The 14,819-nt window shown below is 45.8% G+C and carries 8 protein-coding genes and 2 pseudogenes; 4 read left to right on the plus strand and 6 right to left on the minus strand.

Annotation, left to right across the window (positions count from 1 at the left end; all coding sequences use genetic code 11):
* Positions 1-33: 33 nt before the first annotated feature.
* Positions 34-1,896 (minus strand): potassium transporter Kup, encoded by a 1,863-nt coding sequence (locus AACQ21_RS07465; RefSeq protein WP_094164440.1) that lies wholly within the window; start codon positions 1,894-1,896, stop codon positions 34-36.
* Between the two features lie 448 nt (positions 1,897-2,344).
* Between AACQ21_RS07465 and AACQ21_RS07470 the strand changes: the two are divergent.
* Positions 2,345-4,762, plus strand: a pseudogene (locus tag AACQ21_RS07470) (M16 family metallopeptidase); the annotation flags it as partial.
* A 75-nt stretch (positions 4,763-4,837) separates the two neighbouring features.
* On the opposite strand, the gene AACQ21_RS07475 reads toward AACQ21_RS07470, so the two are convergent.
* From AACQ21_RS07475 to AACQ21_RS07490, 4 genes are all read right to left on the minus strand, one after another.
* On the minus strand, positions 4,838-5,935 hold the full coding sequence (locus AACQ21_RS07475; RefSeq protein ID WP_258174225.1) for a S1 family peptidase: 1,098 nt from the start codon (positions 5,933-5,935) through the stop codon (positions 4,838-4,840).
* Between the two features lie 128 nt (positions 5,936-6,063).
* Positions 6,064-7,050, minus strand: a complete 987-nt coding sequence (locus tag AACQ21_RS07480) for a trypsin-like serine protease (RefSeq protein WP_088729428.1) — start codon at positions 7,048-7,050, stop codon at positions 6,064-6,066.
* A gap of 77 nt (positions 7,051-7,127) precedes the next feature.
* Positions 7,128-8,261: a glycine cleavage system aminomethyltransferase GcvT gene (gene gcvT / locus AACQ21_RS07485; RefSeq protein ID WP_026028941.1), complete on the minus strand. Its 1,134-nt coding sequence runs from the start codon at positions 8,259-8,261 to the stop codon at positions 7,128-7,130.
* A gap of 291 nt (positions 8,262-8,552) precedes the next feature.
* A complete protein-coding gene (locus tag AACQ21_RS07490; protein WP_105977157.1) occupies positions 8,553-9,176 on the minus strand; it encodes a helix-turn-helix domain-containing protein in 624 nt (207 codons plus the stop codon).
* A gap of 392 nt (positions 9,177-9,568) precedes the next feature.
* Here AACQ21_RS07490 and AACQ21_RS07495 point away from each other — a divergent pair, with 392 nt between their 5' ends.
* The 3 genes from AACQ21_RS07495 to gcvP all read left to right on the plus strand — a co-directional run bounded on the left by AACQ21_RS07495 (position 9,569) and on the right by gcvP (position 14,275).
* Positions 9,569-10,876, plus strand: coding sequence for a serine hydroxymethyltransferase (locus AACQ21_RS07495; protein WP_017043957.1), 1,308 nt, complete (start codon positions 9,569-9,571; stop codon positions 10,874-10,876).
* Between the two features lie 57 nt (positions 10,877-10,933).
* On the plus strand, positions 10,934-11,314 hold the full coding sequence (gcvH, locus tag AACQ21_RS07500) for a glycine cleavage system protein GcvH (protein ID WP_013868476.1): 381 nt from the start codon (positions 10,934-10,936) through the stop codon (positions 11,312-11,314).
* Positions 11,315-11,395: 81 nt separating this feature from the next.
* Positions 11,396-14,275 (plus strand): aminomethyl-transferring glycine dehydrogenase, encoded by a 2,880-nt coding sequence (gene gcvP, locus AACQ21_RS07505; protein ID WP_105977158.1) that lies wholly within the window; start codon positions 11,396-11,398, stop codon positions 14,273-14,275.
* Positions 14,276-14,702: 427 nt separating this feature from the next.
* On the opposite strand, the pseudogene AACQ21_RS07510 reads toward gcvP, so the two are convergent.
* Positions 14,703-14,819, minus strand: a pseudogene (locus tag AACQ21_RS07510) (tryptophan--tRNA ligase); the annotation flags it as partial.

A 14,819-nucleotide genomic window follows, 5' to 3' on the forward strand; every position in this document is an offset into this window, starting at 1 on the left:
TGCGCTGAACCGCAACACAATGCAATCAAGACATTAAATTTCTCGATAGACGCCCATCTCAATCAAACGATCAGAAGGAATGTTAAGCCGCTCTGCCGTACGCAGCGCATGTTTGCTCATTAAGATAAATAACCGCGCTTTGAAATCATGCCATAGGCCCACTTTCTGCGCCTGAATACGCTCAGCAGAGAGCAAGAAAATAGTCTCATTGGGATGTAGATGCAGCCCTTTAAGCGAACAGGAGTGCATCACTTGTTCAATATCTGGTACTTCCTGATAGCCCGTATGGATGATCACTTGCCAAAACGTTTCTGACAACTGCTCGATCTCTGCTCGGCGACAAGGATGCACTTTAGGCTGTGATTCATACTGAAACGTCATCAATATATTACGCTCATGAAGCGTTTTATTGTATTTCAAATTATGCACCAAAGAGCGAGGGACATGATGGCTGACACGCGAAAGGTAGACGGCATTACCTTGGGTACGACGAAATGTTTCCCCTTCAAGAGAAGCAATCATGGCAGAAAGCGACAAATCACTGCCCGACACGTCAAGTAAACGCTGCTTCTGCTGCTGCCAAATAGACATCACAGCAAAGATAAGACCACCTAGCGAAATCGGCAACCAACCACCATCACTCAATTTGGTCGAAGTTGAAGTAAAGAGAAAGGCATCTAGGCTAACAAAAACCGTCCCCAGCAACCAAACATGTGCTCGCGGCCATTGCCAGTAATAACGTGCCACAATCACTATCAGTAACGACGAAATTGCCATGATCGCCGTTACGGCGATGCCATAAGCGGCGGCTAAGTTAGCCGATGATTGGAAACGCATCATCACAAACAGCACAGCGACAAACAGCAACACATTGGCTGCTGGAACATAAATTTGCCCTTGAGAGTGCTCTGACGTATGGGTAATTTTCAATGGCGGGAGATAACCATAGTTCATTGCTTGACGAGTTAATGAAAAGATCCCTGAAATCACCGCTTGTGAAGCAATCACGGCCGCTAAGGTAGCCAAAATGATCACAGGCCATAGCCACAGGCTAGGCACTAAACCAAAAAATGTTTGACCTGTAACCCCTTGAGAAACCAACAGATAAGCCCCTTGCCCAAAGTAGTTAAGCAATAAACTGGGTAACACAATCATAAACCAAGCAAGACGGATTGGCTTAATACCAATGTGTCCCATATCGGCATACAAGGCTTCAACGCCAGTCACTGACAGCACTACGACGCCAAGAATGATCAACGTATTTACCCCCTGTTCGGCGATAAAATGAAACGCGTAATAAGGATTGATTGCGACTAATACCTGTGGTTGCTCAATGATAGCGTTAAACCCTAAAACGCCCAGCGAGAGAAACCATATAACCATTACCGGCGCAAAAAATCGCCCAATACGTTCGGTGCCTAATGCTTGAATTGCAAACAGAATCACGATAATTCCTACTGCAATCGGTAGCACGAATGGTGCGAAATCTTGCTCCACCACCGCGATACCTTCCACAGCAGACAGTACTGACATAGCCGGCGTTATTACCGCTTCACCAAAAAAGAACCCGGTGGCTAATAACCCAAGTAATAACACCAAAGGCTTTAGTGAATCTGGGCAATGCTCTCTAGCAATTGCAGATAAAGTTAAAATACCACCTTCACCATGTTTATGCGCACGAGTGATGAGCATTAAATATTTCACCGAGACGATCAACACAAATGCCCAAAACACCAAAGAGAGGATGCCAAGTACATTCAATGAATTGATCGGTAATGGGTGGTGACTAAAAAACACCTCTTTTAGTGCATATAACGGGCTAGTGCCAATATCGCCATAAACGATACCTACGGCTAATAGTGCAAGCGAAGCGGTACTTTTTTGTGGTTGTTTCATTTCAATATTGCCCTAAATGGGCATCCTATCTAACTATGCTCACCTCATAGTAATCAGATAGATTTAAAGAAAATGTATAAAACCAAGGATAGGCATATAAAAAGTATAAAGATTCAATCCTAGATTGAGCAAAATGTAGTAATAGTGGTCAAACTCGTTTCAATCCACATCACTCTGTTAACACTTAAATTACACAATGTAATTAATAACATTCATTGTTACGAAAAAATTGAAACTTCTTTCTCAAAACCTGAGTTGACAGTCACATTCCCCAAAATAATTCAAACCTCATGACGTATATTGCCACCAAATACATGTCGAGGTTGTTATGAAAATATATCGTCTACTATTCGTTAGTTGCTTATTTCTGTTGGGATGTGCTTCAAATCAAGCGTTCACTCCGATCAAAGAAGATCCCTATTGGGCGAGCACCGAGCTGGCCAATGGCATGAAATACCACATTTATCCCAATCAAAAAGAACCCGTTTCCATCCGCTTGATTGTTCACGCAGCCGCATTTCAAGAAAACAATCAGCAACAGGGCTACGCTCATTTTCTTGAGCATATGGCTTTTAATGGCAGCGCTCATTATGCCGGAAATGATGCGATCAAAACCTTTGAGCAATCAGGTGTCAGTTTTGGCCCTGACATCAATGCTTATACTGCTTATCAAGAAACGGTTTACAAACTGGATTTACCCGATAACCAAGCGGTAGAGCCAGCTCTGGTCTGGTTTAGAGATATTGCCGATGGTATAGAGCTTACTCCTACATCGGTTGAAAATGAAAAACGCGTGATCATGGGCGAGTTTCGTTTTTCACGTAAAGAGGAGAAGAGCTACGCTCAAAACGTTTATGAGCACATGATTGCTAATACTTTATATGCGCAGCATGATCCCTTGGGCACCAAAGAGAGCGTGAACCAAGCGACAGCCGAAGGGATTGCCGATTTTTACCGCACTTGGTATCAGCCACAACTCACCGAAATCGTTATCGCTGGCAATATCACATTAGAGCAAGCCACGGCATTGATAGAAAAACATTTCGCGAGCTGGGAAAAAGGCAGCACGCCAATGCCGACTAGAAATCACAGCATTACGGCCAATAATACAGATTTTGTGGGTTACATTGGTGCCAATGACTCACCGAACATTAGCCTATTCATCGACCGTGGCGAGCAAAAAATAGCCAGCCGTGAACAACAAGCCCAGTGGTGGCTCGATGATATCGCCCAGCAACTGATACAACAGCGGTTATCCAGCAATTTCAGTGACGCCAACCTTCCGGCACTTTGGATTTATTCCCAAACTATCCCGTTTGAAACCCAGCGCTATTCGTTTGCAGAGGTCGGGTTTCCAGTGGACTCAAGAGAAGCATCGCAAAATCTCTTCTTCTCCACACTTGCTGCACTGCGTGATCATGGTGTGAGTGAGCAAGAGTTTCAGGCGATTTTCCGTCAGTATCAAGAGATGCTAGCGAACTTCGATAACAATTGGCAAAAAGCCACCGCGATAGATTTAGTCGAAGAAAAAACGCTGGCGCGCACATTGGATCAACCGATCCAGTCGCATTTAGACCGACGTTCGACGTTAACCGAATTTATCTCGACCACCAACAGTGCCATGCTCGATAAACACCTTCGCAAATTATTGTCTAGCGACTACCAGATCAATATTGGACTGGATAAAAGTGAAGACAAAGAATCCGTCGTCGCGACACTGCCAACACTCAAAACCCTGTTTGCCCAAAAAGGACAGCCACCGCTATTGCAAGAGGTCAATCAAGCTTTTGTGACACCTACGCAAATAGGTGCCATTTTATCGGAATCTCAACCCCAAGAGTCGATGGATATCACCACTTGGACGCTAAGTAACGGCGTTGAAGTGTGGTATCGCAGAGACACTAACGCAGGGGAAAAAGTGTATGCCACTTTGGCTAGCCTTGGTGGTAAAGCAAGCTTAGAGCCCGATTTGCGTAAAGCTTCTGAAGTGCTTATTCCGAGTGCCATACGCGGTGGAATTGGTAACTTTAGCGGCTCTCAGTTGGATAATCACCTGAGAAGACACGGCATCATATTGAATCCCTACATCGACTTTACGTCGCATGGTATCAGCCTTGAATCATCTAAAGATGAGTTAGCCGAAGCGTTTGCGGCCCTTTATACGGCGATGACAGCCATCAACATCGACGACAGCCATCTGCAGTTAACAAAACAAGAGTTTAAGCAAAATCGAGATACTTTTCTTCGCTCACCCATTGGCCAGATGGCGCTCGCCATTAATCGCAATAGCTATCTGCCGGACACCACTCATTGGTTATACGAAGGATCGGACATCAATACGGTGAGTGTTGAACAACTGATGCAAACCCATGATGATCTCTTTAAGAAAAATAGAGGCTTTAAACTCTTTATTACCGCAGACATTAAACCTGCCGAACTGAAACCGCTATTGCGTACCTATGTAGCGTCATTAACCTTCAGCTCTGCACCTGAGGTCGATTATCGCATTGATTATCGCGCAGACTTTCAGCCTCGAATCGACATGGCGATCAACGATGAAAAAAGCAGTGCCTATCTTGCCAGAGTGATCAGTAACGACCCGGAACACAAATCGGCTACTACTATCTTTATGGATGATATGTTGTGGCGTGTGGCAAACCGCCGCATGGTGAGTCAGGTGCGTGAACAGCTAGGGTTGGATTACGCTCCCAATGCTTTTTCGGTTTCAGCCGATAGTGAACCACACAACGATTGGCTATTTAGCGTGGACATTTCATCCAATGATGTCGATACCGCAGAGCAAGCCATTGATAAGCTGATTGACAGTTTATCTGTCGAAATAACGGAAGAGGAAACGCTCACCGCAGCAAAACAATTGATTGCCGATCTCAAACCACTCAAAGACGACCCCAAGCAGATGAATTGGTTTATTCAACGTTATTCACTGCACGGGTACGGCATCGATGCGTTGTTTAACATAGAGCAAATGGCAAACCGAATCACCGCACAAGAGATGACGTTGAGAGCCAAGCAAATTTTTAATCACCACAACAGACGAACCAAAATTATTATGCGCCCGAAAGCGAAATAACAGCAGTAGAGTCAACCCTAGGATACTCAAACTGCCACCGCTCTCCTCCTGAGGGGCGGCAACAGTTTGAGTATCAATCAGAACACGTACCCCATTTTGAGTGGCAACATAATATTTAGGCACCTCTGCCCCTGTAAGAACGCGCTGAATCCAGCTCTGATAATCATAAAGCTCCGTAAATACCGAGGTGATCGGTTGGTTAGTATCGCCACATAGTGAAGGCCCAAAGCTGGTTAAACCAATTTGAATGTATTGCGAGCCATTAAACCAATAGACAGGCCCACCGGAATCGCCAGAACAGGTGGAGTTTTTATAAGCACCGCTTACCGCACCATCAAAACAGATCTGCTTTGAGGTCAGTGCCGAGCCATAGAAAGCGCTACAGACGGCATTACTAACAAAAGTGAGGGTCGTTTCTTGCAACTGCTTATTAGCATTCGGGACATTACCCGCCACGTAGCCATGCCCAATCGCTTTGTAATGATTGCCAGCAGGGTAATCATTATTTAACTGAGTATTGAGTAGCGCAGAATAGTCCGCCACATTGAGCGGTGTTTCGAGCTTGATAATCGCAATGTCATCACGCCAGAGTGCGCTGGACGAATTGATGTAAGTACTGGGGTAATAAAAAGCCGCCGCGCGCGATATCTGGATATTCCCGTAGGGGAAATCGGCCACATTATCCAACTGAGGCACTACCACTGTGTAAAGCATGGTATCTTTTTTACCGTAGATACAATGAGCTGCCGTCAAAATAAACTGTGAATTGATAATACTCGCCCCACAAAAACTGTTGGTACTATACTGAGCGCTGCTTTGATATAAAAGGCTAGCAAAGGAAGGGTAAGTGGCACTGCTGGTATCCGAACCATTCACAATGTAAGGCTGGAAATCAACCGCATAAGCATTTGCTGATAGCATCGCACTGAACAGTATCCATTTGTACATCCATCACCTCGTCACTCATCTAGAAAGATACGCGTGTATCACTTTCAAGTTTAGCGCCCTAAGTGGAACCTGCTCAAAAAAGGCAATAAAAAAGCGACCTAAACAGGTCGCTCGAAATAAATAAGGGTTCAACGTCTACGAATGAAAGGAATAAACATCAACAGTAAAGACCACCAGCCGAATGAACCGCCACTGTCAGAAGGTGGGTTTAAATAAGCTTGGCGTTTCGTTTCTGTTGCGACAAATTTTGGTGGTTCAGAACCAAGCAGAACACTCTCAATCCAAGTAGAATAGTCAAGGATTTCTGTAAATACAGACGTTGAACCAATTAGCGGATTAGGGTCTCCACACTTGGTAGTTGGCCCGAAGCTGGTTATACCAACTTGGATATAGTTACCGCCAATATGCCAAAATAACGGCCCCCCAGAATCGCCCTGACAGGTTGCATTTTCAAGCCCCGTAGAACCTATCACTCCTTCCATACATAAATTAGTGTCCGTGGTGGAAGTGTAATTGCAATATACATTAGGCACATAGGTTAAATTAGTTTTCTGTAGATACGTTTTAGTATCAATATTAGAAGAGGTATTACCATGCCCAACGGCAATAAAGGTTTCACTTGATGAACGATAAGTACTATCAGAATTTGCGGTAGGCCGCGTTAAGTAGTCAGCAGACGACACCATTGTCAAAGGTGTTTCAAGCTTGAGGATCGCAATATCATCCAATAAAGTGGTGTTGTTATAAGTTGATGGGTAATAGATCTCCGCCACTCGCGCTTTTTCTAATATGTTGTATGGAAAGTTTGTTTCAATTTGCAGCTTAGGTACAACAGAGGTGAAAAGCTGATTTGCACTATTACCATAAACACAGTGCGCAGCCGTCAATACGTATTGGTTATTGAGCAACGAAGCACCGCAATAGCTTCCTCTTCCATACGAACCGTTATAATCAATTTGGTCAAAAAACAAGCTCGCTATAGAAGAAAACTCCGTCACGCTTGCATCCGTACCGTTTACTATATAAGGCTGAGCATCAACGGCGAACACATTGCCAGAGAAGGCGAGCGAAGAAAAAAGTACTACCCATTTGTTCATCATGTCATTCCTTATCACTTTGAACCCAGATAGTACTTAATCCGTTATCGATATGAAACATCTTTAAATGCACTTTTATTACATTTTATGATGCTTTAGCCGCGATAATAACGCTGAGCCACAAACGGCATTTTCTCAACCACCATTGGCAGCATTTTTCCGCGCACATCAGCAAAAATTTCTGTGCCTATCGCTGATAAATCAGCTCGGATATAGGCCATAGACACGGGCTTGCCGGCCGTCGGTCCCGCTGTACCACTGGTCACTACGCCTATATGCTGGCCATCAGCATCAAATAGCTCCGTTCCTTCACGTACTGGCGCTTTAGTTAACCCCACTAAACCTACACGTTTACGTGCAACATCTTTGCTTTCGATCTGCCCAAGAATGATGTCTGCACCCGGGAAACCACCCGCACGCTCACCTTCAGCACGACGCACTTTGCTTATCGCCCATAACAAGCTCGCTTCAACTGGCGTTGTGGTGGTATCAAGATCATGCCCGTAAAGGCACAAACCGCACTCTAAACGCAGTGAATCGCGCGCGCCCAGACCAATCCATTCCACTTCTTCATAAGAGGTCAGTTTACGCGCCAATGCTTCGGCCTGCTCTGCTGGTACAGAAATTTCATAACCATCTTCACCGGTATAACCACTTCTGCTGACAATGCATTGAGCTCCGTCGATGTCCATCAGCTGAATATCCATAAAGTGCATCGTCATCACTTGTGGTTGCAGGCGAGCTAACACTTCAGCGGCTTTTGGCCCTTGCAGCGCTAACAGCGCGCGATCGTCAATGACTTCGAGCTCAACACCTTGTGGCAAATGTGCTTGTAGATGAGCAATATCTTGTGCTTTACAAGCCGCGTTAACCACAACAAACAAATGATCATCAAGGTTAGCAACCATCAAGTCATCCATGATGCCACCTTGTGCATTCGTGAAAAAGGCGTAACGCTGCTTGCCTGCTGGTAAGTCAATAATGTCGACCGGAACCAATGACTCCAATGCTTGCGCGGCATTGGCTCCATGCAAACGAAGTTGGCCCATATGCGAAACATCAAACAAACCAGCCGCCTCGCGAGTATGCAAATGCTCTTTCTTTACCCCTAATGGGTACTGAACGGGCATGTCATAGCCAGCAAATGGCACCATTTTCGCTCCAACTTCGATGTGCAGCGCATGTAAAGGAGTAGTGAGTAATGTTTGATTTGCATGTTCTTGAGTCATTTTTATCTCCATTTCAGCCGACCCAGCAGGGAATTCACCACCAAATTTTGGCTATTATGTCCAAAGAAGAGGAAACCATGTTTCCAATAGTGAACAAGAATGCGCCCGTTCGGACGGATTAACAAGTTCAAAACAAGATGAATTGTCAAAATTAACAACCCAATCACAATTAAAAGTCGCGAGATGCTTACCATCGCCTGAGCTAAAAGTGATTAAAAGCACACTACAGATGGCAAAGCCAACAAATGGCAAACGATTGCTGTCACTATAAGAAACTTCGCGTTTTCACACTCATTTTGCCGTAACCCACAAAATCAATGCATCCTCTTCGCTGACAGAGACCAGCATGTGCCCCATGTTAGCGTCGTAATAAACGCTATCACCTTCCACCAATCGAACCGGTTCATAAAATTCGCTATAGAACAAAACTTCACCCGTGAGGATCAACAAAAACTCCTCACCATCGTGACGAACCCAGTCACTGTACTCTTCAAATGCACGAGCTCGCACTCGGCTTTTAAACGGCATCATTTTCTTATTAGAGAGCTGCGTGGCGAGCAATTCATGCTCGTAAGTTGGGGTGGGATGCGGCTTTCCCTGACCAATACGAGAAATATCCCTACGACCTGTTGCCACAATTTTCTTTGGTGGCTCAAATAGTTGAGGCATATCTATCTGCAATCCATGAGCAAGTTTTTGCATCGCTTGGTAGGTTGGAGAAATCTGTTCGTTTTCGATTTTACTCAATGTAGATCGAGCCAATCCTGTCCGCTGGCTCGCCTCTTCTAGCGTAATCCCAAGCTTAGAGCGGATCTCTTTAATACGTTGCCCAAGCTTAAGCGGTTCGATCGTTTGTTCACCAGTTTCCTTGGCCAAGGTCAACGATGGGTACTCATCATAAATGTCTTCAGACATGCTTTCCCTCGATTGTTATCTTCCTGATTTCGGCCATCATTGTGGCATAAAGCCAACGCAAGGTTAAAGAGGTTGCACGTAAATAAAGCGTGCTCTCGCTTACAAAAAAAGAAACCATGTTTCCTATAGGAAATTTTTGATTGATTGTTTATAAGTCAAAGAGTATGTTACTGACTTGTTAGATAAAGAGATGCGGTTTACCACTTATTGCGGTTAGGGATTTAACAAGGTTTAAGTGGCTTTTCACCCCGTATTGTTGGGGTTGCAATCCAGTTTAAGGATAACTGACACTCTGCTTTGTTGTCGCCTAACGGCTTAACGATAAGGCAGCCACTAAAAAGGAATGACGGAATGTTTAGCCAATCCGTCAGATTATTGGAAGGTCATCTACCATGAATGCCAACGTGAACAAAAGTTACCCCAACCACTGCCTTGAGAGCTTTTTCTCAACCAACCTTGCTGCCACTGATGATGCTGTCTTTGCGGGTATTCAAGCCGAATACGTGCGCCAAAATGAACAAATTGAGCTGATCGCCTCAGAAAACATCGTTTCAAAAGCCGTGATGCAAGCGCAAGGTACTTGTCTCACCAATAAATATGCAGAAGGCTACCCCGGCCGTCGCTATTACGGTGGTTGCGAACACGTTGATACCGTCGAAACCATTGCGATTGAACGTGCAAAATCCCTATTCCATTGTCAATACGCCAACGTGCAGCCGCATTCAGGCGCACAAGCTAATGGCGCGGTGATGCTGGCTTTACTGCAACCGGGTGACACGATTTTAGGTATGTCTCTGGATGCCGGAGGCCACCTCACTCATGGCGCTCGGCCTGCCCTCTCTGGTAAATGGTTTAATGCTATCCAATATGGTGTCGATAGCACGACCTTAGAAATCAATTATGATGATGTACGCAGCCTCGCGTTAGAGCATCAACCAAAAATGATCATTGCGGGCGGCTCTGCCATTCCTCGCGTGATTGATTTTGCCAAATTCCGAGCCATTGCTGATGAAGTGGGCGCGCTCTTAATGGTCGATATGGCGCATATTGCCGGATTAGTCGCCACTGGTGCTCACCCAAGCCCATTGCCGCATGCCCACGTTGTCACGACCACCACACATAAAACCTTGCGCGGCCCACGAGGCGGTATGGTTTTGACCAACAGCGAAGAGATCAGCAAAAAAATTAACTCGGCGGTTTTCCCCGGCCTGCAAGGTGGCCCGTTAATGCACGTAATTGCGGCCAAAGCGGTAGCACTAGGCGAAGCGTTAGGCCCTGAGTTTCATCGTTATATTGATTCGGTGATCGATAACGCAAAAGTTCTCGCCGAAGTATTGCAAACTCGCGGTTGTGACATTGTGACTGGCGGGACTGACACTCATCTCATGCTTGTTGATCTTCGCCCTAAAGGGCTGAAGGGGAATATCGCCGAACAAGCATTAGAGCGTGCAGGAATCACATGTAACAAAAATGGCATCCCATTTGATACCGAGAAGCCTATGATTACTTCGGGTATTCGTTTAGGTACGCCAGCTGGAACCAGCCGTGGTTTTGGTCGTGAAGAATTCAAACTCATCGGTGAGTGGATTGGCGATGTTCTCGATGGCCTTGTTGTGAGCCCAGAAGGAAACAGTGATGTTGAGCAACGTGTGCGCAAACAAGTTAAAGCGCTGTGCCAACGCTTCCCACTCTATCAATAGCTTTTTTAAATTAAACACAAGTTCAAATCAATACGATACTTTTTTGGAGATAAAGCAATGGACAATACACTGAAGTTTGCAGATAGCCACGAGTGGGTGCGCGACAACGGTGACGGCACAGTGACCATCGGTATTTCTGAGCATGCGCAAGAGATGCTCGGTGACGTCGTGTTTGTTGACCTACCTGAAGTAGATACAGAAATTGATGCTGGAGACAGTTTTTCTCTGGTTGAATCTGTCAAAGCCGCTTCAGATATTTACGCACCGATTACAGGTGTCATCGTTGAAATCAACGAAGAGTTAGAAGATAGCCCAGAACTCATCAACGAAGAGCCGTATGAAGGTGGCTGGATTGTGAAAGTGAAGATGTCTGATGCTTCTGAACTCGACAATCTAAAAAATGCAGAAGAGTACCAAAACTCTATCGAAGAAGATTAATTAGCCCATCACGGATCAAAGCTGCCCAGCATGGGCGGCTTTTTTTTAAGGTCGCACACGATCTTTGAAAAGGTAAAGGAAATGACTGAATTACTTCACAGCCCACTGCTTAGCCAGTTAAGTACCGAAAATGAGTTTGTTGCACGCCACAACGGACCCAACCCAGCCGATCAACAAAAAATGCTCAACGCGATTAACGCCGAAAGCTTAGCCGCGTTAATCGAACAAACCGTTCCTGCGCAAATTCGTTTAGAAAGCCCAATGTCCCTTGCTGCGCCTAAAAGCGAAGCCGATATGCTCAGCGCGATGAAAGTATTTGCCAATCAAAACCAGATTAAACGCACGTTCATTGGTCAAGGTTACTACAACACCTTCACGCCGAACGTCATTTTGCGTAACGTACTGGAAAATCCGGGCTGGTATACGGCTTACACACCCTACCAGCCAGAAATCTCTCAAGGTCGTTTGGAGTCGCTGCTTAACTACCAACAAATGGTGATGGATTTAACAGCAATGGATATTGCCAACGCGTCGCTGCTCGATGAAGCAACGGCCGCTGGCGAAGCAATGACACTGTGTAAACGCGCAGGAAAAAGCAAAAGTAACGTCTTTTTTGTGGCGGACGATGTTCATCCACAAACCATTGAAGTGGTAAAAACTCGCGCTGAATTTATCGGTTTTGAGGTACAAATCGGCGCACTCGACTCATTGCCTGAGCAAGATGTGTTTGGCGCGCTGCTGCAATACCCAAGCACCACAGGTGAAGTGCGTGATTTAAGCGACCTGATTGCTAAAGCGCAAGCCAATAAAATCTTGGTTACTGTTGCCACGGATTTACTGGCCAGCACCTTGCTGAAACCAGCGGGTGAAATGGGAGCGGATGTCGTGATTGGCTCAGCTCAACGTTTCGGTGTCCCTATGGGTTACGGCGGCCCACACGCCGCCTTTATGGCCACGCGTGAAGCGCACAAACGCACTATGCCCGGCCGCGTGATCGGCGTGTCGATTGACGCCAAAGGTAACCCAGCACTGCGCATGGCAATGCAAACTCGCGAGCAGCACATTCGCCGCGAAAAAGCGACCTCGAACATCTGTACCGCGCAAGCTCTGCTGGCTAATATGGCCTCGTTTTATGCTGTCTATCATGGCGCAGAAGGGTTGCGCACCATTGCGCGCCGTACTCATCATATGACAGCAATTCTAGCGGCAGGCTTAACTCAAGCGGGTTACGAATTGGTGCATAACAGCTTCTTTGACACGATTACCTTAAAGAGCGCCGCTCAAACTCAAGCTCTGTACGCAAAAGCGCAGCAAGCCGACATCAACTTACGCCGATTTGATGACCAATTAGGCATCAGTTTGGATGAAACCACCACCACCGCTGATCTTGAAACCCTGTTTGCGGTTTTCGATATTAAGCAATCGGTAAGCGCGCTGTCGGCAGAAATTGCCGCCAACGAATTTGCAGCGATTCCAGAACACTGCCGTCGTCAATCTCGCTTCCTAACGCATCCTGTGTTCAACACCTATCACAGTGAAACGCAAATGATGCGTTATTTGAAAAAACTTGAGAATAAAGACTTTTCATTAACTCACGGCATGATCCCGCTTGGCAGTTGCACCATGAAACTGAACGCCGCAGCGGAGATGATCCCTGTCACTTGGCCTGAATTTGGTTCGATCCATCCATTTGCACCGAAAGAGCAAGCCGCAGGTTACGCCGCTCTCGCTAAAGATTTAAAAGAAAAGCTCTGTGAAATCACAGGCTATGATGCCTTCTCGCTACAACCAAATTCCGGTGCTTCTGGCGAATATGCAGGACTTGTAGCGATTCAGCGCTACCACAAAAGCCGTGGTGAAGGGCACCGTAACGTCTGCTTAATTCCGAGCTCAGCACACGGCACCAACCCTGCAACCGCTTCAATGGTTTCGATGAAGGTGGTGGTCGTGAAATGTGATAATAACGGTAACGTTGATATCGCAGACCTCGCAGACAAAATTGAGAAGCATAAAGAGCACCTCTCTAGCATCATGATCACTTATCCTTCAACGCACGGCGTTTACGAAGAACAAGTTAAAGAAGTGTGTAACATGGTTCACGCCGCGGGCGGCCAAGTTTACCTTGATGGCGCCAACATGAACGCGCAAGTTGGTTTAACCAATCCGGGCTTTATTGGCTCTGATGTTTCTCACCTCAATCTGCACAAAACATTCTGTATTCCTCATGGCGGTGGCGGCCCAGGTATGGGGCCGATTGGTGTAAAATCTCACCTAGCGCCTTTCCTACCGGGACATATTGAAGGGGGAGTTGAAGGCAGCGATCACGCCGTATCTGCGGCCGATTTAGGCAGCGCTTCTATTTTACCTATCTCATGGGCTTATATTGCCATGATGGGTGCAGAAGGCTTAACCACGGCGACTCAAGTCGCTATTTTAAATGCTAACTATGTGATGGAAAGACTGCGCCCACACTACCCTATTCTTTACCGTGGTAGTAACGGCCGCGTAGCGCACGAATGCATTATTGACATTCGTCCGCTTAAAGAAGCGACAGGTATCAGCGAAGAAGACATTGCTAAACGTTTGATGGATTATGGCTTCCACGCACCGACGATGTCATTCCCTGTTGCTGGCACCTTGATGATTGAACCAACCGAATCGGAAGACTTAGCCGAATTGGATCGCTTCTGCGAGGCAATGATTGCGATTCGCGCCGAAATGGAGAAAGTTCAATCAGGCGAATGGCCATTAGCCGACAACCCGTTAGTGAATGCGCCGCATACACAATCGGATCTCGCAAGTGATGCATGGGCTCACCCATATTCTCGTGAAACGGCTTGCTTCCCATCCGCTCATACTAAGGCATCAAAATACTGGCCAACCGTGAACCGTGTCGATAACGTATACGGTGACCGTAACCTTGTCTGCTCATGCCCAAGTATTGATAACTACCAAGAGTAGGTGCTGATGTTGATGGCTCGTTGTCACAGTTTATGATCATCTTTTAGGTTGTGACTGACTTTGTAATCAATATTCAATAATAAAGGCGAACTGAGAAGTTCGCCTTTTTGTTAGGCTGTAAAACGATTTTTGGACAAAGGTGAGTTACGAAGTGCCCACAGTGAAGGTTCTGGACAAAACTGTTTTAGCAAACTTCATCCATTATCATAAATGACATACACCCAACGCTCACGAAACTAATTCCCTCTTATCGTGGAGAACCACACTTAATACGACTTCAGGTCGTACGGACAGAAATGGGGTTACCGACACGAACTATTTTCACTAAATTCGCATAATTTAAACTATAAAGAATATAGGAAATAGCTTCGACCTCGAGAGGTTCACCTAATGATCTTCTTGAAGTTGGCTATTGAAAACAAATTATTCAGAAAATATTTAGTCCAAAGATATCTTTAACATCAAAAAGTACTTCCGTTGTTTTATCTCTAGAGATTTTGCTTCCCTTCACTAAAATATCAACCAGTTGAGCCTTATCACTTAA

This window comes from Vibrio sp. V01_P9A10T6, assembly GCF_963877065.1.
GTDB classification, from domain to species: domain Bacteria; phylum Pseudomonadota; class Gammaproteobacteria; order Enterobacterales; family Vibrionaceae; genus Vibrio; species Vibrio anguillarum.

Coding starts and splice junctions, on each gene's coding strand:
- AACQ21_RS07475 (WP_258174225.1), bottom strand. CDS start 5,935: ATGTACAAATGGATACTGTTCAGTGCGATGCTATCAGCAAATGCTTAT.
- gcvT (WP_026028941.1), bottom strand. CDS start 8,261: ATGACTCAAGAACATGCAAATCAAACATTACTCACTACTCCTTTACAT.
- gcvP (WP_105977158.1), top strand. CDS start 11,396: ATGACTGAATTACTTCACAGCCCACTGCTTAGCCAGTTAAGTACCGAA.
- gcvH (WP_013868476.1), top strand. CDS start 10,934: ATGGACAATACACTGAAGTTTGCAGATAGCCACGAGTGGGTGCGCGAC.
- AACQ21_RS07490 (WP_105977157.1), bottom strand. CDS start 9,176: ATGTCTGAAGACATTTATGATGAGTACCCATCGTTGACCTTGGCCAAG.
- AACQ21_RS07465 (WP_094164440.1), bottom strand. CDS start 1,896: ATGAAACAACCACAAAAAAGTACCGCTTCGCTTGCACTATTAGCCGTA.
- AACQ21_RS07495 (WP_017043957.1), top strand. CDS start 9,569: ATGAATGCCAACGTGAACAAAAGTTACCCCAACCACTGCCTTGAGAGC.